Genomic DNA, 18,894 nt, shown 5'->3' with positions numbered 1-18,894 from the left:
ATAATTATAATAGTAGTACTTCTTATACGTTTACTCCAATACAAAATAAATTATAATCATATATATTTTCTTCTATGCTGACTGACTATTTAGATGGCATAAAACGAAACTTCACTCCTTGGGAGTTTATATGGACGGTTCTTCATCAAAATCCATGGGGATAAACTACATTCAATTTGGTGTTAGCTTCGGAATTCTTCTGCGTTAAAAATTATATACTTCTCTAATATAAAAAAGCCGGTTCAATTCTTACTATTTCTAGTAAAAATCGAACCGGCTTTTCTGTCAGCTTGTACTTCCACTTCATTACTTACTTTTTTTCGCTGCTTTTTCACGTTCGTTTTTATTTAAGATTTTCTTACGAAGACGGATTGTTTCTGGTGTTACTTCACAATACTCATCCTCACTTAAATATTGCAGGGCTTCCTCCAGAGACATATCTCTTGTCTTACGGATAGTGGATGTCTGGTCTTTTGTAGCTGAACGCACGTTAGTTAAGTGCTTTTCTTTTGTGATATTAACCGTTAAGTCATTCTCACGATTATGCTCTCCGACAATCATCCCTTCATAAACTTCCGTTCCGGGAGTAATAAAGATAACTCCGCGATCCTCCAAGTTCATGATTCCATAGGTAGATGCTTTCCCTTTTTCCAATGCAACTAGCACACCTTCACGGCGGCCGCCGACCTGTCCTTTAATAACAGGCTCGTATGCCTCAAAGGTATGGTTAATAATACCATAACCGCGTGTCTGCGACATAAATTCTGTAGTATATCCTAAAAGACCGCGGGATGGCACTTTAAACTCAATACGAACTTGTCCGTTTCCTTGATTAGCCATATCAAGCATTTCGCCTTTACGTTCTCCTAAGGATTCCATAATTGCTCCTGTGTGTTCTTCCGGAACATCTACTTGGACCCGCTCCATCGGTTCACATTTTACACCGTCAATATCTTTGATGATTACTTCCGGCTTAGACAATTGAAGCTCATAGCCTTCACGGCGCATGTTCTCAATAAGAATAGACAAATGCAGCTCTCCGCGTCCGGAAACAGTCCAGGCGTCTGGTGAACTGGTCGGTTCCACACGTAAGCTTACATCGGTTTCTAATTCTTTTAATAAACGCTCTTCAATACGGCGGGACGTAATATACTTCCCTTCTTTTCCGGCAAATGGACTGTTGTTTACAACAAAGGTCATCTGCAGGGTCGGCTCATCAATACGCAGCCATGGAAGCGGATCAGGATGCTCAGCCGGACATACCGTTTCACCGACATTTAAGTCTTCCATTCCAGCCAGAGCTACGATGTCACCAGAAACAGCTTCTTGGATTTCAACCCGTTTTAAACCAATGAAACCAAATAATTTGGAAACACGGAAGGATTTTTGTGATCCATCTTCTTTTAATACAACAACCTGCTGTCCTACCTTGATAGAACCGCGGACCACACGTCCAACTCCGATTCGGCCGACATAGTCATTATAATCCAGTAAAGTTACTTGAAACTGTAACGGCTCTTCTCTTGTATCAACTGGAGCCGGAATATGCTCCATAATGGTATTAAAGACTGGATCCATTGTTTCCTGCTGATCTTCCGGCTCTAATCCGGAGGTTCCATTTAACGCAGATGCATAAACAACAGGGAATTCTAATTGGTTATCGTCCGCTCCTAATTCAATAAATAAATCTAATACTTCGTCAACGACCTCTGCCGGTCTGGCATTTGGACGGTCAACTTTATTTAATACCACAATTGGTGTCAGTTTTTGTTCTAAAGCTTTTTTTAATACGAAACGTGTTTGCGGCATGGTTCCTTCGTAGGCGTCCACGACTAAGGCAACACCATCAACCATTTTCATAATACGTTCCACTTCACCGCCAAAGTCGGCGTGACCTGGTGTATCAAGGATATTAATTGTTGAATCTTTATATTTTACAGCTGTATTTTTCGCTAAGATTGTAATCCCGCGTTCACGTTCTATATCTCCAGAGTCCATCGCACGTTCGTCTACGTGCTCGTTTTCCCGAAAAGTCCCAGAATATCTTAATAGCTGATCCACTAACGTTGTTTTCCCGTGGTCAACGTGTGCAATAATTGCGATATTACGAATATCATTTCTTAATTGCATAAATAGTACGCTCCTCTAACATATCGAATGTAAAACCAATTTATTATATCATATAATGAGGAAATTTGTAAAATTGTTTTTCTTTTCTTTAGGATGTGTTGATTGCTCATGTATTATTATAACAATGTATTTTATATTATCATTTCATGAAGGATTTTCACCAAAATGGCTGGATGACTTAGCAGATATAATTTTACTGTAAGCAGCCGCTATAGAAATATACTGCGTTTCCAGAGACTTGTCTTTAGCTCCCTTTAAAGAAGCCTTGCTAATTGCGGGACCACAGGCGCAGACCAAAGTATAGTCATATTTATGCCTGCGGCGGAAAAAGAAAATCGCTTTTTCTGCGGAGATTTACACTGGGGCTGCGATAAAAAAGACCTCTTCCACGCTCAATCAGGCAAAGAAAGAAGTCTTTTTATCATTCATTAAGATTTTATTTTTTTATTTCCTTTCGGCTTACTAGAAACAGGCAGGCACATGGTAAACTTCGCTCCACCTAATTTTTTCGACTGCCCGGCATATATCTTCCCGTTTGACTGTTCAATAATTGCACGTGCAATCGCCAGTCCCAGTCCCGTTTCTCCGCCTTTTCCTTTGATAAACCGGTGGAATATTTTATCCAAATCTTCTTCGGTAATCCCTTTTCCGTCATCCTCTATATCAAAGAAAATCATATTTTTTTTCTTATATACATGGATAGAAATCTCTTTATTGGCATACCTGATTGCATTAAATACCACATTGGAAACAGCTCGCAGGAGCTTTTCTTCATCTGCATGTATCGTTATGGAGCCGTCCACCTTCTGATGAAGGTCCAATTTATTTTCATTGACGATTGGCAATGCTTTGCTCACAATCCCGTCCACAAAAGCCTGCACATCGATTTCTGTCTCCTCGTACACATCCGGCTGAGAGTCCAATTTGGCAAGTAAAATCATTTCATTGATGATTTTCTTAAGCCTGTTTACCTCTGTGACCATGACATCCAGCCCTTTCTCGGTATCTTTTTCATCAAAAATACCATCACGGATTCCTTCTGCGTAGCCTTGGATTGTCATCAATGGTGTTTTCAGCTCATGGCTCGCATTTTGAAAAAAGGTCTGCTGCGATTTCATATATTGCTCTAATGTCTGTGACATCTCGTAGACACTCTGTTCCACTTCTTTTATTTCTCCGCTGGCTCGGATCCGCTTCATCTGGTCAAATTGGCGGTTTTCCACCTTCTTCAATTCTTTCTTCAGCAAGGATAATGGTGTTACCAATTTATTCGTCATATAATAGCTTAAAATGACTGCCGCCAGAGCTCCAATTAAAAATACCCACGCTAATCGGAAGAAAAAGTTTTGCTGCACGGCTCGTAAATCGTTGATGGGTGTTAATAAAATCAATTCCATCCCGGACTGCTCCGGAGAAAATATAATTCGTTGCGTTACGAAACGGTCATTTCCATGCTGCCACAGTGTTTCTTCGTTGTCCTCAAAATTATTTTCCTGAAAAAACTCATTCACAACCGAAATAGACATGGTCGAAAATAAAACTGTATCTAAGTTCCGGTCATATAAGAAAAGCTGCAATTCTTGATCCTTCAAGAAGTCATCAATATTTCGATATTCACTTGCATCATCATACTGTTCCGATAGAAAACTGATAAGTAATTCTCCTGTTTCTGCAAGCTGACGCTGTTCATCCTGGATGAGCACATCTAATACCAGCGAGTAAATAACCAGGCCCGCAGTGGTCATAATAACAAGCAGCAGCGCTGTAAAAGCAGCATTTAGTTGCGATTGTAATTTCATTATTATGCTTCCTCATCTTTTCTCAAACGATAGCCGAATCCCCATACTGTCTCAAGGGGAATATGCTCCATCTTTTTCCGAATCCGTTTCATTAAATCATCTACCGCACGGTCACTCCCAAAATAATCATCGCCCCATACCTTTACCAGCAATTCTTCACGAGAAAAAGCACGATTAGGGTTCTCTGCTAAAAGGAGCAGCATATCATATTCTTTTGCAGTTGTTTCATATTCGATTCCTTCAAAAAATACTCTCCGTTCATTTTTATACACAAGGAGCTGATCTACTTTTACCCGATCGTCCGGTTCTTTATATTCCGAAGACTTTGGCTGCACCCGTTTGAACAGCCTTTTCATTCGGGCAATCAGTTCTCTCGGGCTGAATGGCTTGGTTAAATAATCATCACTGCCCAGCTCCAGACCTAAAATTTTATCGATTTCCTCATCTTTCGCTGAAATAATAATAATGGGAACATCGCTTTCATTACGAATTTTCCTGCAAAATTCATAACCATCCATCCCCGGGAGCATAATATCTAATACCCACATATCCGGTGGATTATTTTCCCATAATGTCCAGCCGTCTTCTGCATTGTCCAGAACAGTTATCTGATACCCTTCTTTTTTTAAATAAGCAACAACAATATCTTGTATGTTTTTATCATCTTCTACTAAACCAATATGGTATGACATGTATTTCCCACCTCTTTCATCCTGTACTAAATTGTAGTTTATCAACTGCGGATTTGGCAAGATGCCGCTTCGGCAGACTCCAGCAATAAAACGAAACTTTATTCAGAGGGAGTTTTACGGACGATTCTCCGTGATAAAGCAATATACTTGATTTTTTTCAGGCGTTTTCACGTTTATTAAAAAAAACAAATCGGGTAATTCTAATATAGGAAGAAAGAATATCCCCATTTTCAACAATCTTTCATTCTATACTATTTATTTTTACATGAACACCCTGCTTCTGACAAACGGGATTTAAGATTACACAGTTTTTACACAATTATACCAAAGGATTTCCCATGGTCGGTACTATAATAAAATTAAATCAAATAACTTGGAGGTGCTTTACAATGAGCAACAACGATTATGAAAATGAAAGAAATGAAAATGTATCGGGTGACCTTGAAAAGAATGATGAGCCTTTGACTGATGAAGCATCGACAATTGATAATAATAGATCAGAGCAAAATAGAACAACCGATGAAAAGCAGCAAACATATGTCGCTTCATCAGAAACCAATCCGCCAAAGCAAAAAAAATCGAAAGGCTGGTTCCGCGGTTTTTTTAGCGGAGCAATTGGAGGAATTATTTCTTCCGTACTTGTTGTCCTGCTCTTAGGAAATCAATTGCTGCCGGCTTCGGAGGGCATAATGGATTCCTCTGGAGGAGAAACTGCGTCATCCAGTGCCTCTTCAGAATCTATTATCCCTACGATAGCTTCTGATGATGCAGACGTTTCTGCTGATATTTCAGAAGTTTCCCAAGCTGTTGTCGGCGTTATTAATATGCAGCAGCAAAATTTATGGGAGGACAGCCAAGAAGCTGGTACTGGTTCAGGAATCATCTATAAAAAAGAAGATGGAAAAGCGTATGTTATCACAAATAACCATGTTGTAGAAGGCGCAGAACAGCTTCAAGTAGCTTTGAATGAAGAACATCAGGTAGATGCCACTGTACTTGGAACAGATGCATTAACAGACTTAGCTGTGCTTGAAATTGATGGAGAGCATGTTGATACAGTTGCAAATTTAGGATCCAGTGAAGATATTGAAGTAGGAGAAACGGTTATGGCAATCGGTAACCCGCTTGGTATGGACTTTAATAACAGTGTAACAAGAGGTATCATCAGCGGTTTAAATCGTAATGTTGAAGTAGATACAAACGGAGACGGCGCTCCGGATTGGGTAACAGAAGTACTGCAAACAGATGCAGCAATCAACCCTGGTAACAGTGGCGGCGCATTAGTTAATGCAGACGGTGATGTGATTGGCATCAACTCCATGAAAATTGCTCAAAGCCAAGTAGAAGGCATCGGTTTTGCCATTCCTATTGACGAAGCCTTGCCAGTTGTTGAAAAACTGGAAACAGACGGTGAAGTTTCCCGTCCATTAATCGGTATTTCTACAGCGCCATTAAGCCAGGTTCCGCCTCAATACCAGCAAGAAATCGAGCTTCCTGAAGATGTAGAAGGCGGCATGGTCATTGCAAATGTTCAATCTGGTTCACCAGCAGACAATGCGAACCTGCAACAATTTGACGTCATTACAAAAATAAATGGGAATCCAGTCACTTCCATTATCGAGCTTCGCAAAGAGCTTTTTGATCAAGGGCAGGCTGGAGAACATGTAGAAATCGAATTTGCACGTGATGGAGAACTGCATTCCATTACATTAAAAATGGATGAATTAAAAGCCAACCAACCAGAAGCAAATCAATAAACAGCATAAAGGAACACTTTCTTCAACGAGGAGTGATCTCACTGAATGCGGGTATAAGAATTACTAAGCTATCTATAGCAACGGAAAAAGCAGACTGTTGAATATCAGCAGCCTGCTTTTTCTATACACAGAAGGAAATATTAGGAGAATAAACCTATTTTCCCCTACCGATTCCCTGAAAAATCGTATATAATTAACTTTCAAAGCAAGATTTATCTTGCTGAATTATTGGAAAAGGAAGTGATTTTTTGATTTGCCCAGCATGTAATCAGGAAACGGAGGAAGGAAAGTTTTGTACAAAATGTGGTTCACCGCTGCATCCACAAGAAAAAACAGCAACAGAGGATCCATCTAAAGAAAATACTCCTGAGGTACATACAGAGACATCACAACAGGAAAATGCATCCACTGCAGAAACATCACAGCAATTCAATGCAACACTTGAAAAAGTAAAAACAGGTTCAAATCAATATTGGAGTTATTTTATTACCCGGATTAAAAATCCGAATGTCGCTTTTAAGGATAATGAACAGCACTTGATTAATTCGATTGTTACAGCAATTATCCTTACGCTGGCTGCCACTTTATTCTGTTATGGATTAATTAACTCTTTATTTAATGACGCGATGGCTGCAGCATCTTTTAGTGACGATTCCTTAAGTAATTATCTGCCTATTTTTTCTACTATTTTGAAAGGGATGCTTATTTTTATTATTCTTTTCTTTACTGGACTAATTGCAAATTTTATTACGTTTAAATTGGCAAAGCATCCCATGTCTTTTACAAAACAATTCACCCGTTTTACTGGAACACTTGTACCATTCACTGGATTTTTTGTTGTAATAGCTCTATTATCCCTGCTTGGAATCGCTAAAATCAATGTTATGGAACTTGGTTTGTGGATGCTTCAACTAGAAGGGGGATCATCCGGGAATTTTCCATGGGGGCTGGCTTTTGGAATGTTCATTGTTACTGTTCTGTTTACTTTTGTAATTTACATTAATCCAGTTATTCATATGTTATATGCGCTTATCCAAGAAAAAAACAAGCAAAGCTTTTATTTCACCGTCATATCATTAGCAATTACCATCGCTATCATTACAATACTGCAGCACTTTTTTATTTTAGATATCTTAGTAAGCATATTGGAATCCATTGAGTATATGGGTGTATTTTAATAAATATCCAGATGTAAACATGCAGTCTCAAAAATCCGGACAAATTGACTTTCAGAAGCAGGGTCACGTCCGGATTTTTTTGTGAATTACTCTTCTTCGCTATCCAATTCATCCTCATACGCCTCATGATTAGGCATCACGCCTGTATACTTGCCTTCTATATCAGCAGCCAAAAAATCTTCCACCTCTATATCATCAGAGCTCTCTTCCCCATCTTCCGGCACCCCTGCACCGTCATGATAATCCGGAGTATAGCTGGATGTTCCATATTGCTGGACATCCTCCCAACTATTTTCTCCGCCATCTTCTCTTACTTTAAATACTTCTTTTGGCGGTGTCTCTCCATGAAATGTCCGCTGTTTTTCATGTTCGGCGCAGCAATCTGCAGTCGGTAATGCCTCCAAACGCTCTGGTTCAATATTTTCACCGCACACCTTGCAAATTCCATAGGTTCCTTCTTCCATCGCATGAATGGAATTATTTATTTCTTCTAATTCTGATTCCGCATGTCGCTGCAGAGCACTGTCTTTTTCTCTTTCAAAAAGCTCCGTTCCTGTATCAGCAGGATGATTATCATAATTGGATAATTCACCTAACACCTCTTGGCTAAATTCATATTTCATTTCTGTTTTTTGATTTATTCGTTCAATTAACTCCTCTTGTCTCGCAAGCAGCCGCTGCTTTAGCCTTACCGTATCTACTCTCATCGTTATCCTCCCCTTCTATCTATATTTATTTAGGATTGAAGTTTCGTTTTATACTATATGTAAATGGAAAAATTCGATGCAAGGCAATCGTTGCCAAGTATATTTTAACGAGTGAAAAGAATTTATTGGAAATTCAGCTGTTTTTTCTTAATAATTATTTGCGTTTTTTGAATTTTCATGACAAGATTTAGATACAACATTTATACAAAGGAGAGAGACAATGATAACGGCATCAACGGCTACTATCGGTTTTATTGGTTTAGGTGTAATGGGGAAAAGCATGGTAAAAAATCTAATGGAAGCAGGCTACAAGCTTAATGTTTACACAAGAACAAAATCAAAGGCAGAAGAGTTACTGGAGCTTGGAGCTGCCTGGCATGATACACAAGCCAGCTTGGCAAAAGCAAGTGATGTCATTATTACAATGGTTGGTTATCCAGAAGACGTGGAAAAAGTGTATTTTGGAGATGAAGGTATTTTAAACCATGCAAATAAAGGGGCTTATGTCATTGACATGACGACATCTAAGCCAAGCTTAGCAATCGAAATTTATGAAGAAGCAAAAAAAGCAGGTTTGACCGCTTTAGATGCTCCTGTCTCTGGAGGGGATATCGGCGCAAAAAATGGCACATTGGCTATTATGACCGGCGGAGATAAAGAAGCTTATGATGAAATTGCACCTATCTTTCGTGTCCTGGGAGAAAGAATTACCTTACTTGGACCTGCAGGAGCTGGGCAGCATACTAAAATGGCAAATCAAATTGCGATTGCGACCAATATGATTGGGGTCAGTGAATCCATTATCTATGCAAAAAAAGCAGGTTTAGATGCGGAGGAAGTACTCGCCACTATTTCTACCGGAGCTGCGGCCAGCTTCTCCTTATCCAACTTAGGTAAGAGAATGCTTGAACGGGATTATGAGCCCGGTTTCTATGTAAAGCATTTTATCAAGGACATGGAAATAGCTTTAGAATCAGCTCATAATATGGGAATGCCAGCACCTGGACTGGAATTGGCATTAAAGCTTTATAAAGAATTAGCTGACATGGGCGAAGCTGACAGCGGCACCCAAGCATTGATTAAATTGCTTGCATATGAAGCGGAAATGACACTGTAACAAAACTTTTTCCTCAGAAAAAACCTCGAATGTTTCTAGAAAACATTCGAGGTTTTTTAGCTGGCTTATCCAGCGTTTTATATCATTCGAATTAAAGACGAACAACGTTTGCAGCTTGCGGGCCACGGTTGCCTTCTACGATTTCGAATTCAACATCTTGACCTTCTTCAAGAGTTTTGAATCCTTCAGCTTGAATTGCAGAGAAGTGTACAAATACGTCATCTCCGTCTTCACGCTCGATGAAACCAAAACCTTTTTCTGCATTAAACCATTTTACTTTACCAGTCATTATCATGACCTCCTTATACAAGATATGCAAAGTCATTGAAACTTAAATACTTTTACACCGTCTTGAAAAAGAGATCGTAAAGTATTCTTGTAACTCCAATTACCTTTTGCAAGTATTATTTTAACCCCTTTCATAAAAAAATGCAAGTGAATATCGATGAAGATTATTAGACAAAATTCGATGTTTTTCAACGGAAGAAGCGTTTTCATATGACGATAGCGTTCTACACTATAAAATTCATTAATTTTTAAAATTGCTAAAAACAGGAATTATGCATAGTTTTCACCTATGAAAAGTATAAAATACCGCAGCTCTGTATATCTATTCTTAAATGAATAGAGCTCCCTTTAACAGTTTTATAAAGGGAGCTCAGGTAAAAAACGTACCGTTATTTTTCGCAATTAATGTTCTTATAAAATATCCAGACTTACTACAATTGCCAGCAGCAGCTGAATCAATAACTGAATATTAATAGCAATATCAATATCGGTAGTAGTGATATTTACATTTTTCGATTTTTCAACAATAGTTTTTTGACGGTTGCTTTGTTTCGTTTTCATCACTTGTTCTAAATCCTGGAAAACAGCCTTTGCCTTGTCTGAATCAGCCAATGTAATGCTGAGCACCACAGCAATAGCTACTTCAATCCCTACCTGTAAACTGATTGCTGCTTGCGTATCTGTCGTTGTTACTGTAACTCCCTCAGAGTCTTTAATGATAATCCATTCCTCAGAGGATTGCTTCGTTATATTCTTTTGTTTGGCTGCTTCCTCTACTTCTGCCTGGTTGTTTCGTTCGTCATCACAATAATCTAGGGCTCTCCACTCTTTTTTGTGCATCATGTTCGTCTACACTCCTTTCTATACCAAATTTGGATTACAGAATATCAATCATGATTACCAAAGCGATGAGGATTTGTAAAAGCAGCTGAATATTAACAGAAATATCTGTGTCGGTTGTTGTCACAGTTGCATCTTTTGTATTATAGATAAATATTTTTTGTTTATTTACCTGGCTGGCACTGATTGTTTGCATTAATTCTTGTTCTACCGCTTCCTCATCTCCAGAATCAGCAATGGATAAACGGATAACAATGGAAATAGCTAATTGCAGTGCTGCTTGTAAGGATGCGCCGATTTGCGTATCTGTTGAATTCACATTAATATTACAGGATTCTTTAACCCAGATAACCTCTGCAGATTCTTGTTCCATATACGAAAATTCATCTGCAGTTTGAACAACACTCGCCTCGCCAAAATTCGGGCTGAAGGAATTATCATAATAAGCCGGTGCGTATTGATTATCTTTTGTGTCACAGGCATTTTCTTCAGGTTGACATGCATAATCGTTTCCATATAAGTCATCGTGGAAACGGTTGGTCCCTTCTGTTTTACTTCTGTAGACAGACATCGATTAACACTCCTTTCTTAAAGTTCTAAATTAATTTATGGTATTGATAACTATACTTCCTGTACACCAGCACAAAGAACACGGAAAATAACAAAATCACCTAGTCCAATTTTTAGGGAATATGCAATGCTGCCGTTTTGGGAAAGCAGCACAAAAAATGTGAAGAAATCATATATTTCCTTCACATTTTAGATAGAAATTATTCTGCTTTAGACTCATTCTTCTTTTCCTGAAACTCCTCTACCTGCGCTTTTAAATCCGTCACCATTTCTTTTAACATTTCACGCTGTTTTTCAGAAAGGTTATTTTTCACTTCTTCTGGTTTAATCCCGTTCTTACGGAAAATACTGTCTACCATTACCTCAACCACTTTATTGGACATCATTGGGTCTTTAGATGATTCGCTCATTATTTCATCTCCTTCCTTCATAGATACTCCATCTTATGGAGAAAAAGTTCAGATTGACTATGCTCACGTCTACAGCGAGATAAATAATGAGAGGCGCGTTTGTCTTATGGACTGGAATCAAGCAATAAAACATGCTAAAATAAAGAATTGCAAGACGAAAAATGAATAAACGAAACCAGACTCATTTGTATCTTGCAAATATAAATGAACAGGTGGTAAACCAAATGGAAACAAATCAAGAATATCGCGTTTTACTTTATTACAATTATGTGCATATTGAGGATCCGGAAGCATTTGCGGCTGAGCATCTTAAATATTGCAACGAGCTTGGGCTAAAAGGACGTATTTTAGTAGCTGAAGAAGGCATTAACGGAACTGTTTCAGGGACAGTGGAACAGACAAATGCCTATATGGAGCATATGCATGCAGATTCTCGCTTTGAAGATATGACATTCAAAGTAGATGCTCATGATAAGCATGCTTTCAAAAAAATGCATGTCCGTCCCAGAAACGAATTAGTTACACTGCGTTTAGAAGATGATATTAACCCGTTAGAAACAACCGGAAAATATTTGGAACCGAAAGAATTCTATGAAGCATTACAGGACGAAGATACCATCGTATTGGATGCCCGCAATGATTATGAATATGATTTGGGACATTTCCGCGGCGCAATCCGCCCAGATATCAAGACATTCCGTGAACTGCCCGAGTGGGTCCAAGAAAACAAAGAAATGCTTGAAGATAAAAAAATCGTAACATATTGCACAGGCGGCATTCGCTGTGAGAAATTCAGCGGCTGGCTGAAGGATGAAGGCTTTGATGATGTAGGTCAATTACATGGCGGCATTGTTACTTACGGAAAGGATCCGGAAGTTCAAGGCGAGTTATGGGATGGACAGCTGTATGTATTTGACGAGCGTATCAGCGTTCCTGTTAACCAAAAAGAACATGTCATCATTGGCAAGGATTACTTTGACGGAGAGCCTTGTGAGCGTTATGTAAACTGTGCAAATCCAGAGTGTAATCGACAAATGCTTGCTTCTGAGGAAAATGAACATAAATACTTACGCGGATGCACGCATGAATGCCGGGTGACACCACGTAACCTTTATGTGAAAGAACATGATTTATCCACAGAAGAAGTGAAAGCCCGCTTAGCAGCGATTGGGGAAACACTTCCAGAAACAACAACGGTTTAATCATATAGATATGAAAACAGGCTGGAGAATTTAGATTCCCCAGCCTGTTTCTTATTTCTGATAAGTAATTGTCCATTCCCTATCTGACTTCTTCATCTCTACACCAATATAACCTTCTTCAATCAGCTTCTCTTGCCCGTCAATATCGTTCATATTTATCTCCGTTTGATTTTCCGCCCTGATTTCTTTTAATTTTAAATCATTACAATAAACATAGCGCAGCTTTCCGCCATACTTCTCTTTTACTTTATAAATGCGCATCCCCAGTGCAAATTTATCTTTCATGCTTGGAATATTTCCGGGAGCTACTGTAGCTAAGACATAACGGAAAAGTGAAGTATCTAATTGATTCATAATGAATCGGCCCATTTGGGTTTGTAAATGGTTGCCCCGGTAATTTGGATGTACATTGGAAATCTCTGAATAAATGATTTCTGCAAATTCTTCTTCTGTCAAGCCGATATCGCTTCCTAGCCCTTCTTCATCAGCAGCTGGATTCAGAAAAGCCCGGAAAGCAATCAGCCTGTCTTGATGAAAGATACCGACCATCAGCGGCTCTCCCTCTAATATCGTCCGAAATTCACTTTCATCCAGCGTCTCCAGCCTTTTTTTATCCTCTAAAGCTTCATAAACAATCGTTTGCAATTCTAAAATATCGGGTAAATCCGTAGTAGTGAGATAACGTAAATAAGCATTTTTTTCATCCGTCTTTAATGGAATATCTTTTATTATTTTAGTCACAAATAAACGCCCTTTCTTGCTATAATACAATTGGAATTATTTTTAATGCATGTACATCTTATCATTTTTTTCGAGGTGAAGTAATATGACAACTATCTATGATTTTTCAGCAAAAACAATGGAAGGCGAAGAGAAATCGCTGTCAGATTATGAAGGGAAAGTACTGCTCATCGTAAACACTGCAAGCAAATGCGGCTTCACCCCTCAGTTTGAAGGCTTACAAAGACTATATGAAAAGTATAAAGATCAGAATTTTGAAGTACTCGGTTTTCCTTGTAATCAATTTGGTCATCAAGATCCAGGAGCAGACGAAGAAATTAATCAATTTTGCCAGTTGAACTACGGGGTTACATTTCAAATGTTTTCCAAAGTCGACGTAAAAGGAAAAAATGTGCATCCGCTTTTTGATTTTTTAACGACCGAGCAAAAAGGGATATTAGGCGAACAGATCAAATGGAATTTTACGAAATTCCTCGTTGATACGGATGGAAAAGTTGCAAAACGATTTGGTCCGCAAAAAAATCCGGATACGATGGAAAAGGATATCGAAGCACTTCTTAAATCGGAAAACAGCGGAGAAGGATAACATCCTTCTCCGCTGTTTTCTAACTAGTTAGACCAAAGCCTGCGCTTTATTTTTATTAAATTCTTCTTTCATTGCTTTCAAAGCTTCTTCATTTGTTAATAAATCATAGCCTGTTTTTGCTAGAGAGAGCGCTCCTTCGTACAAAGCCAAGTGCCCGTCTTCTGTAATCGTCTGGTCAGCAAATTCTTTCGTATGCCCAATCAACCCTTCTTTGTTTAAGCCGATATAAGGGTGGATTGCCGGAACGACCTGGCTGACATTTCCCATATCAATGGAGCCATAGCTTTCCTTTGAACCGTGCACAGGTAGTCTGCTTGTTTCTTTTAAATTTGCTGTAAATAGATCGGATAACACTTTATTTGTTGTCATATCATCGTAGCTTAATTCATAATTGGATATCTCTAATGTTGCTCCTGTCATGGAAGCGGCGCCTTCAGCAATATTTTTCACCTTTTCCACAACCTCATTCAGGTAAGAGCGATCCGCTGCGCGGACATAGAATTGAGCAACTGCTTTATCAGGCACCACATTGGCAGCCTCTCCTCCTTCAGGAATGACGCCATGAATACGGACATCTGATTTCACATGCTGTCTTAATGCGTTAATGCCATTAAATAATTGCAGTACGCTATCTAATGCATTAATTCCTTCTTCCGGAGCAGCTGCAGCATGTGCTGTTTTTCCATGATATTCAAACTGGATCGCATCCATTGCCAAGGAATCACCGCTCTCCTGCGAAACATCACTGGGATGTAAAATCATCGCAGCATCTACCCCTTCAAATACACCCTGCTCACTCATCGGCACTTTTGCTCCGTTTGTCTCTTCAGCAGGCGTACCGAATACATGAACGGTTCCGCCAATTTCATCGATCAGCTTGCTTAATACCACGCCTGCTCCGACACTCATGGTTCCAATTAAATTATGTCCACAGCCATGTCCGATTCCTGGAAGCGCATCATACTCAGCTAAGTATGCAATCTGAGGACCAGGCTTTCCGCTTGAATAGGTCGCTTTAAATGCAGTATCACGGCCAACAATTCCTTTTTCTACGTCAAATTGATGTACTGTTAAATAATCTGTTAACCGCTTCATTGATTCAAATTCTTGATCTCCCAACTCTGGATGATTAAAAATTGTATCGCTTAAATCTGTTAAATCATGTATCACTTTATCTAATTCATTTTTTAAATTTGCTTTCATTATTATTCCCTCACTCAATGTATATATATAAATCAACATGTATATTTATAACACATATTGCATGACGATTCAACAAATGAGCACTATTCCTGCACAGTCTCTCCGAAGAAGCTAGAGCGTATTCTTAACTATCAGAGAGTATTTGGTATCATATAGCTGTTAATAACTGCTATATATCCTAGATGCAGCGTTATCCCGTCTTACGAAGGATAATCGCCTTATAGCCCATTTGAATATATTGAAACATTTCTGTAACATAAAACGAAACTTCATTCAGTGGGAGTTTTTGTTCTTCTCCCACTGAATGTTAGTTGAGTGATTCAGGGAGTTAGCGTCCGTTATCTCCCGCCTAAATAAATTTATTTTTACGCTTTATTTTGAGGCGGGAGTTTTACGGACGGTTCTCCGTGATAAAACAAAACTTCATTCAGCGGGAGGTTTACAGAAGATTCTTCGTGATAAAAAATAATTGACTTATTAAGTTGATAAGTCTTTATTAGAGACAATTTAAAAAGATACATACAAAATGGATTTCTTAAATACAAAAGATGTTTTTTATGATCCGTTAGAACACGATGTATATAGGAGGAAAAGCATATTGAAAATTTTGCAATGGGTTGATAAAGCCTTTATGAAGCTGGAAGAATTTATTCTGAGCTTCGCTATTATACTGATTTCTTTTATGATTATCGGCAATGTTATTGCCAGAGAAGTTTTTAATTCAGGTGCATTTTATTTCGCTTATGAAGTCAGTCAATTTGCAATTGTTATCGCTACATTTATGGGGATTGCTTATGCAGCAAGAAAAGGAAGACATATCAGTATGTCAGCGTTTTATGATTTCGCCCCTTTTAAAGTACGAAAAGTAATGATGATTATCATTAACTTCGTTGCAAGTATCTTTATGTTTATACTTGCATACTTCTCTTACAGCTTTGTAATGTTTGAATATAACACAGGTGCTGTTACTACCTCTCTGGAGCTTCCGAGATATCTAATGGGTGTGTTCATTCCAATTGGCTTCTTAACAGCAGGTATCCAATATTTACGAAACACGTATATCAATTTTACTGCGAAGGCAAAGGATACCGTGTATATAGGGATTGATGCTCCAGATTACAATGATCAGAAAAAAAAGCAGGATATTAAATTAGAAGATATTAATTTGTAAACTGAAAACGTGCAGAAAGGAAAAACTTATGTTAGCGACATTATTATCGATAATGATTGTATTACTATTTTTGAATTTTCCGATGATGATTCCATTAATGTTAGCCCCTGTTGTTGTGATGCTTATCTTTAATCCAAATTTAAATATGGATTTACTGATGGGACAGTTACTAACAGGAATTTCATCTTCTGTTTTACTATGTGTGCCTTTATTTATATTCGCAGCAGATATTATGACTTCGGGGAAAACATCGAATAGATTGTTAGATTTTATCGGTTCCTTTATTGGTCATATTCGCGGTGGTTATGCTGTAACGACTGCAGCTGCGTGCTCCGTATTCGGGGCAATTTCAGGCTCCACCCAAGCAGCCGTGGTAGCAATCGGGCGTCCGATGCGGGACAGAATGCTGAAGGCGGGATATAAAGATTCCAGTGCAATTGCATTAATTATTAACGCAAGCGATGTTGCCCTGCTCATTCCGCCAAGTATCGGCATGATTATTTATGCTCTAGCAGCAGGTTCAGGTGTATCTGTCGGTGATTTATTTATCGCCGGAATTATTCCAGGGATAATGGTTTTTCTCGCTTTTGCCATCTATAGTGTGATTTATGCAAAGGCAAAGGATATTCCGCTTGCTGAGCGCCAGGGCTGGGGAGAACGCTGGAAATTTTTTCGTAAAGCTTTACTTCCTTTAGCCTTTCCAGTAATCATAGTCGGCGGTATTTATACAGGGATATTCAGTCCGGTAGAAGCATCCGGTATTGCGGTACTCTATGCATTTATTCTAGAAGTCTTTATTTTCCGGACCATTCCATTAAAAAAGATTCCGAGTATTGCCCTTTCCACCGGGCTAGTTACATCAGCCGTATTTGTATTGGTAGCCGGCGGTCAATTATTCTCATGGGTGCTTGGGTACGCCAGAATTCCGCAGCAAATATCCGAAGCAGTGTTAGGAACGGATCCAAGTGCTATTTATGTACTTATTGTTGTCAGTATCTTTTTCTTTATAGGCTGTATGTTTGTTGATCCGATTGTTGTGATTCTCGTATTAACACCAATATTTATACCGGCAGCAGAAACTGCAGGAGTAGACCTCATCCACCTTGGAATTATTATTACCTTCCAGGCAGCATTAGGCTCTGCAACACCGCCATTTGGCGTAGATATATTTACCGCTAGTGCGGTATTTAACAAACCATACTTGGAAGTAATTCGAAGTACACCGCCATATATTTTGATTTTATTACTCATTGGTGTGCTATTAATTTTCTTCCCGCAATTATCATTAGTACTTATTAATTAATAAAACAGGTTTATCTCTGTTTTATATATAAAAATTAGGGGGTATTTATTATTTTAAACAAGAGATTTCTATGGATGCTTTCCTCTATTATAGCGCTCAGCTTATTATTAGCAGCGTGCGGAGGAAGCGATGATGGAGAAAGTAATGGAGATACCGGCAATGGAGAATTTGAAGAGCAGTCTTGGCAGTTTGTAACGGAAGAGCTTCAAGGCGAGGTTCAATATGAATACGCCGCGGAATTCGCAAACCGTATCAGCGAAAAAACAGATGGAGCGATTACCGTTGAACCGCTGGAGTTCGGTGCTTTGGGCAGTGAAGTGGATCAAGCCCAATTACTTCAGCAGGGCGGAGTTGAGCTGGCTGTAATGTCTCCAGGCTTCACCGGGAACCAGGTACAAGATGGACAAATCTTCTCTCTGCACTATTTCTTCCCTTCTGATCAAGAGCAGGTACAGGAAGTATTGACAAATAGTGAAGCATTGAATCAGGATTTACGTGCCAAGTATGAAGAACATGGTATTTCTCCGCTATCTTACTGGACAGAAGGAGCAATGGCTTGGTCCAGTAACGCCGGGATTGAATCTCCTGACGACTGGAGCGGTTTAAACATTCGTGTTCAGGAATCACCGCTTATGCGTGAAACATATGCTGCTTATGGAGCAACTGTTCAATCACTAAGCTGGGATGAATTATATACAGCACTGGACCGCGGAACGGTAGATGCACAAGAAAACCCCATTTTCTTTATTCAATCAGCGAGCTTCCATGAAGTACAGAATACCGTTACCGTCTCTAACCATAATAACTATGTTGCCATGACAACAGTGAATACAGATTGGTATAACGGCTTGGATGATAATGTGAAAGAAGTAGTCGACGAAACGGTAGCAGAAATGCAGGATTGGGTATTTGAGGAGCAAACGGCGCAAAACCAAGAGGGTATCAATGCGATTGAAGCAGATACGGATAATCCGACAGAAATCATTGAATTAACAGATGAACAGATTGAAGAATTTAGAGAGGTTGCAGAGCCTGTACATCAATATTATCGTGATGAAGTATCCGATATCGATCAGGATATTTTCGATAAGCTGCAAGAAGAAATTGCGGATGTAATGGGTGAGTAATAGAGAACACCCGCTTTTAACTTTATGTAAAAGCGGGTGCTTATTATTTCTTACACAAACAGGCTGAGATTTG

Annotated in this window: 18 protein-coding genes; 8 read left to right on the top strand and 10 right to left on the bottom strand. The window is 38.9% G+C overall.

The window, feature by feature from the left end; translation table 11 throughout:
• Nucleotides 1-306: 306 nt before the first annotated feature.
• The 3 genes from typA to BN997_RS11275 all read right to left on the bottom strand — a co-directional run bounded on the left by typA (nucleotide 307) and on the right by BN997_RS11275 (nucleotide 4,621).
• Nucleotides 307-2,130, bottom strand: coding sequence for a translational GTPase TypA (typA, locus tag BN997_RS11285; RefSeq protein ID WP_042532333.1), 1,824 nt, complete (start codon nucleotides 2,128-2,130; stop codon nucleotides 307-309).
• A gap of 428 nt (nucleotides 2,131-2,558) precedes the next feature.
• Entirely contained in the window at nucleotides 2,559-3,929 is a 1,371-nt protein-coding gene (locus BN997_RS11280; protein ID WP_042532331.1) for a sensor histidine kinase, read from the bottom strand.
• 2 nt (nucleotides 3,930-3,931) lie between these two features.
• Nucleotides 3,932-4,621: a response regulator transcription factor gene (locus tag BN997_RS11275; RefSeq protein ID WP_042532329.1), complete on the bottom strand. Its 690-nt coding sequence runs from the start codon at nucleotides 4,619-4,621 to the stop codon at nucleotides 3,932-3,934.
• Nucleotides 4,622-5,010: 389 nt separating this feature from the next.
• Here BN997_RS11275 and BN997_RS11270 point away from each other — a divergent pair, with 389 nt between their 5' ends.
• Both BN997_RS11270 and BN997_RS11265 read left to right on the top strand, forming a co-directional pair.
• Nucleotides 5,011-6,378, top strand: coding sequence for a S1C family serine protease (locus BN997_RS11270; protein WP_042532327.1), 1,368 nt, complete (start codon nucleotides 5,011-5,013; stop codon nucleotides 6,376-6,378).
• Nucleotides 6,379-6,626: 248 nt separating this feature from the next.
• Nucleotides 6,627-7,556 carry a zinc ribbon domain-containing protein gene (locus BN997_RS11265; RefSeq protein WP_042532325.1) on the top strand — a complete coding sequence of 310 codons (930 nt, stop codon included), beginning with the start codon at nucleotides 6,627-6,629 and terminating at the stop codon, nucleotides 7,554-7,556.
• An 86-nt stretch (nucleotides 7,557-7,642) separates the two neighbouring features.
• Here BN997_RS11265 and BN997_RS11260 read toward each other — a convergent pair whose 3' ends face one another.
• Nucleotides 7,643-8,263 carry a TraR/DksA C4-type zinc finger protein gene (locus tag BN997_RS11260; protein ID WP_042532323.1) on the bottom strand — a complete coding sequence of 207 codons (621 nt, stop codon included), beginning with the start codon at nucleotides 8,261-8,263 and terminating at the stop codon, nucleotides 7,643-7,645.
• Between the two features lie 220 nt (nucleotides 8,264-8,483).
• On the opposite strand from BN997_RS11260, the gene BN997_RS11255 reads away from it, so the two are divergent.
• Nucleotides 8,484-9,380, top strand: coding sequence for an NAD(P)-dependent oxidoreductase (locus BN997_RS11255; RefSeq protein WP_042532321.1), 897 nt, complete (start codon nucleotides 8,484-8,486; stop codon nucleotides 9,378-9,380).
• Nucleotides 9,381-9,471: 91 nt separating this feature from the next.
• On the opposite strand, the gene BN997_RS11250 is transcribed toward BN997_RS11255, so the two are convergent.
• The 4 genes from BN997_RS11250 to BN997_RS11235 all read right to left on the bottom strand — a co-directional run bounded on the left by BN997_RS11250 (nucleotide 9,472) and on the right by BN997_RS11235 (nucleotide 11,488).
• Complete coding sequence (locus BN997_RS11250; RefSeq protein ID WP_198048619.1) at nucleotides 9,472-9,672, bottom strand: cold shock domain-containing protein; 201 nt, start codon at nucleotides 9,670-9,672, stop codon at nucleotides 9,472-9,474.
• A 407-nt stretch (nucleotides 9,673-10,079) separates the two neighbouring features.
• A complete protein-coding gene (locus tag BN997_RS11245) occupies nucleotides 10,080-10,511 on the bottom strand; it encodes a spore coat protein (RefSeq protein WP_084612924.1) in 432 nt (143 codons plus the stop codon).
• 34 nt (nucleotides 10,512-10,545) lie between these two features.
• Complete coding sequence (locus BN997_RS11240; RefSeq protein ID WP_042532318.1) at nucleotides 10,546-11,079, bottom strand: spore coat protein; 534 nt, start codon at nucleotides 11,077-11,079, stop codon at nucleotides 10,546-10,548.
• A 199-nt stretch (nucleotides 11,080-11,278) separates the two neighbouring features.
• The gene (locus tag BN997_RS11235) at nucleotides 11,279-11,488 is read right to left on the bottom strand and encodes a hypothetical protein (RefSeq protein ID WP_042532316.1); all 210 of its coding nucleotides are present in this window, start codon (nucleotides 11,486-11,488) and stop codon (nucleotides 11,279-11,281) included.
• 224 nt (nucleotides 11,489-11,712) lie between these two features.
• On the opposite strand from BN997_RS11235, the gene BN997_RS11230 reads away from it, so the two are divergent.
• Entirely contained in the window at nucleotides 11,713-12,690 is a 978-nt protein-coding gene (locus BN997_RS11230; RefSeq protein ID WP_042532314.1) for an oxygen-dependent tRNA uridine(34) hydroxylase TrhO, read from the top strand.
• A 51-nt stretch (nucleotides 12,691-12,741) separates the two neighbouring features.
• Here BN997_RS11230 and BN997_RS11225 read toward each other — a convergent pair whose 3' ends face one another.
• Nucleotides 12,742-13,431 carry a hypothetical protein gene (locus BN997_RS11225; protein WP_226895019.1) on the bottom strand — a complete coding sequence of 230 codons (690 nt, stop codon included), beginning with the start codon at nucleotides 13,429-13,431 and terminating at the stop codon, nucleotides 12,742-12,744.
• A gap of 85 nt (nucleotides 13,432-13,516) precedes the next feature.
• Between BN997_RS11225 and BN997_RS11220 the strand changes: the two genes are divergently transcribed.
• Nucleotides 13,517-14,017, top strand: coding sequence for a glutathione peroxidase (locus BN997_RS11220; protein ID WP_042532312.1), 501 nt, complete (start codon nucleotides 13,517-13,519; stop codon nucleotides 14,015-14,017).
• 27 nt (nucleotides 14,018-14,044) lie between these two features.
• Here BN997_RS11220 and BN997_RS11215 read toward each other — a convergent pair whose 3' ends face one another.
• Nucleotides 14,045-15,220 carry a M20 family metallopeptidase gene (locus BN997_RS11215; RefSeq protein WP_042532310.1) on the bottom strand — a complete coding sequence of 392 codons (1,176 nt, stop codon included), beginning with the start codon at nucleotides 15,218-15,220 and terminating at the stop codon, nucleotides 14,045-14,047.
• 598 nt (nucleotides 15,221-15,818) lie between these two features.
• Between BN997_RS11215 and BN997_RS11210 the strand changes: the two genes are divergently transcribed.
• The 3 genes from BN997_RS11210 to dctP all read left to right on the top strand — a co-directional run bounded on the left by BN997_RS11210 (nucleotide 15,819) and on the right by dctP (nucleotide 18,821).
• Nucleotides 15,819-16,391 (top strand): TRAP transporter small permease, encoded by a 573-nt coding sequence (locus tag BN997_RS11210; RefSeq protein ID WP_042532308.1) that lies wholly within the window; start codon nucleotides 15,819-15,821, stop codon nucleotides 16,389-16,391.
• A 28-nt stretch (nucleotides 16,392-16,419) separates the two neighbouring features.
• A complete protein-coding gene (locus tag BN997_RS11205) occupies nucleotides 16,420-17,694 on the top strand; it encodes a TRAP transporter large permease (RefSeq protein ID WP_042532306.1) in 1,275 nt (424 codons plus the stop codon).
• A gap of 74 nt (nucleotides 17,695-17,768) precedes the next feature.
• The gene (gene dctP, locus BN997_RS11200; protein ID WP_042532305.1) at nucleotides 17,769-18,821 is read left to right on the top strand and encodes a TRAP transporter substrate-binding protein DctP; all 1,053 of its coding nucleotides are present in this window, start codon (nucleotides 17,769-17,771) and stop codon (nucleotides 18,819-18,821) included.
• Nucleotides 18,822-18,894: the final 73 nt, after the last annotated feature.

It is taken from the genome of Oceanobacillus oncorhynchi, from assembly GCF_000821065.1.
In the GTDB taxonomy this organism is placed as follows: Bacteria; Bacillota; Bacilli; order Bacillales; family Amphibacillaceae; genus Oceanobacillus; species Oceanobacillus oncorhynchi.
The sequence above is the reverse complement of the archived record's forward strand: the minus strand, read 5'-3'. Positions and strand labels throughout refer to the sequence as shown.

What these genes read in the sequence shown, in the direction of transcription:
- typA (WP_042532333.1), bottom strand. Translation starts at nt 2,130, where the DNA reads ATGCAATTAAGAAATGATATTCGTAATATCGCAATTATTGCACACGTT.
- BN997_RS11280 (WP_042532331.1), bottom strand. Translation starts at nt 3,929, where the DNA reads ATGAAATTACAATCGCAACTAAATGCTGCTTTTACAGCGCTGCTGCTT.
- BN997_RS11275 (WP_042532329.1), bottom strand. Translation starts at nt 4,621, where the DNA reads ATGTCATACCATATTGGTTTAGTAGAAGATGATAAAAACATACAAGAT.
- BN997_RS11270 (WP_042532327.1), top strand. Translation starts at nt 5,011, where the DNA reads ATGAGCAACAACGATTATGAAAATGAAAGAAATGAAAATGTATCGGGT.
- BN997_RS11260 (WP_042532323.1), bottom strand. Translation starts at nt 8,263, where the DNA reads ATGAGAGTAGATACGGTAAGGCTAAAGCAGCGGCTGCTTGCGAGACAA.
- BN997_RS11255 (WP_042532321.1), top strand. Translation starts at nt 8,484, where the DNA reads ATGATAACGGCATCAACGGCTACTATCGGTTTTATTGGTTTAGGTGTA.
- BN997_RS11245 (WP_084612924.1), bottom strand. Translation starts at nt 10,511, where the DNA reads ATGATGCACAAAAAAGAGTGGAGAGCCCTAGATTATTGTGATGACGAA.
- BN997_RS11240 (WP_042532318.1), bottom strand. Translation starts at nt 11,079, where the DNA reads ATGTCTGTCTACAGAAGTAAAACAGAAGGGACCAACCGTTTCCACGAT.
- BN997_RS11235 (WP_042532316.1), bottom strand. Translation starts at nt 11,488, where the DNA reads ATGAGCGAATCATCTAAAGACCCAATGATGTCCAATAAAGTGGTTGAG.
- BN997_RS11230 (WP_042532314.1), top strand. Translation starts at nt 11,713, where the DNA reads ATGGAAACAAATCAAGAATATCGCGTTTTACTTTATTACAATTATGTG.
- BN997_RS11220 (WP_042532312.1), top strand. Translation starts at nt 13,517, where the DNA reads ATGACAACTATCTATGATTTTTCAGCAAAAACAATGGAAGGCGAAGAG.
- BN997_RS11215 (WP_042532310.1), bottom strand. Translation starts at nt 15,220, where the DNA reads ATGAAAGCAAATTTAAAAAATGAATTAGATAAAGTGATACATGATTTA.
- BN997_RS11205 (WP_042532306.1), top strand. Translation starts at nt 16,420, where the DNA reads ATGTTAGCGACATTATTATCGATAATGATTGTATTACTATTTTTGAAT.
- dctP (WP_042532305.1), top strand. Translation starts at nt 17,769, where the DNA reads ATGCTTTCCTCTATTATAGCGCTCAGCTTATTATTAGCAGCGTGCGGA.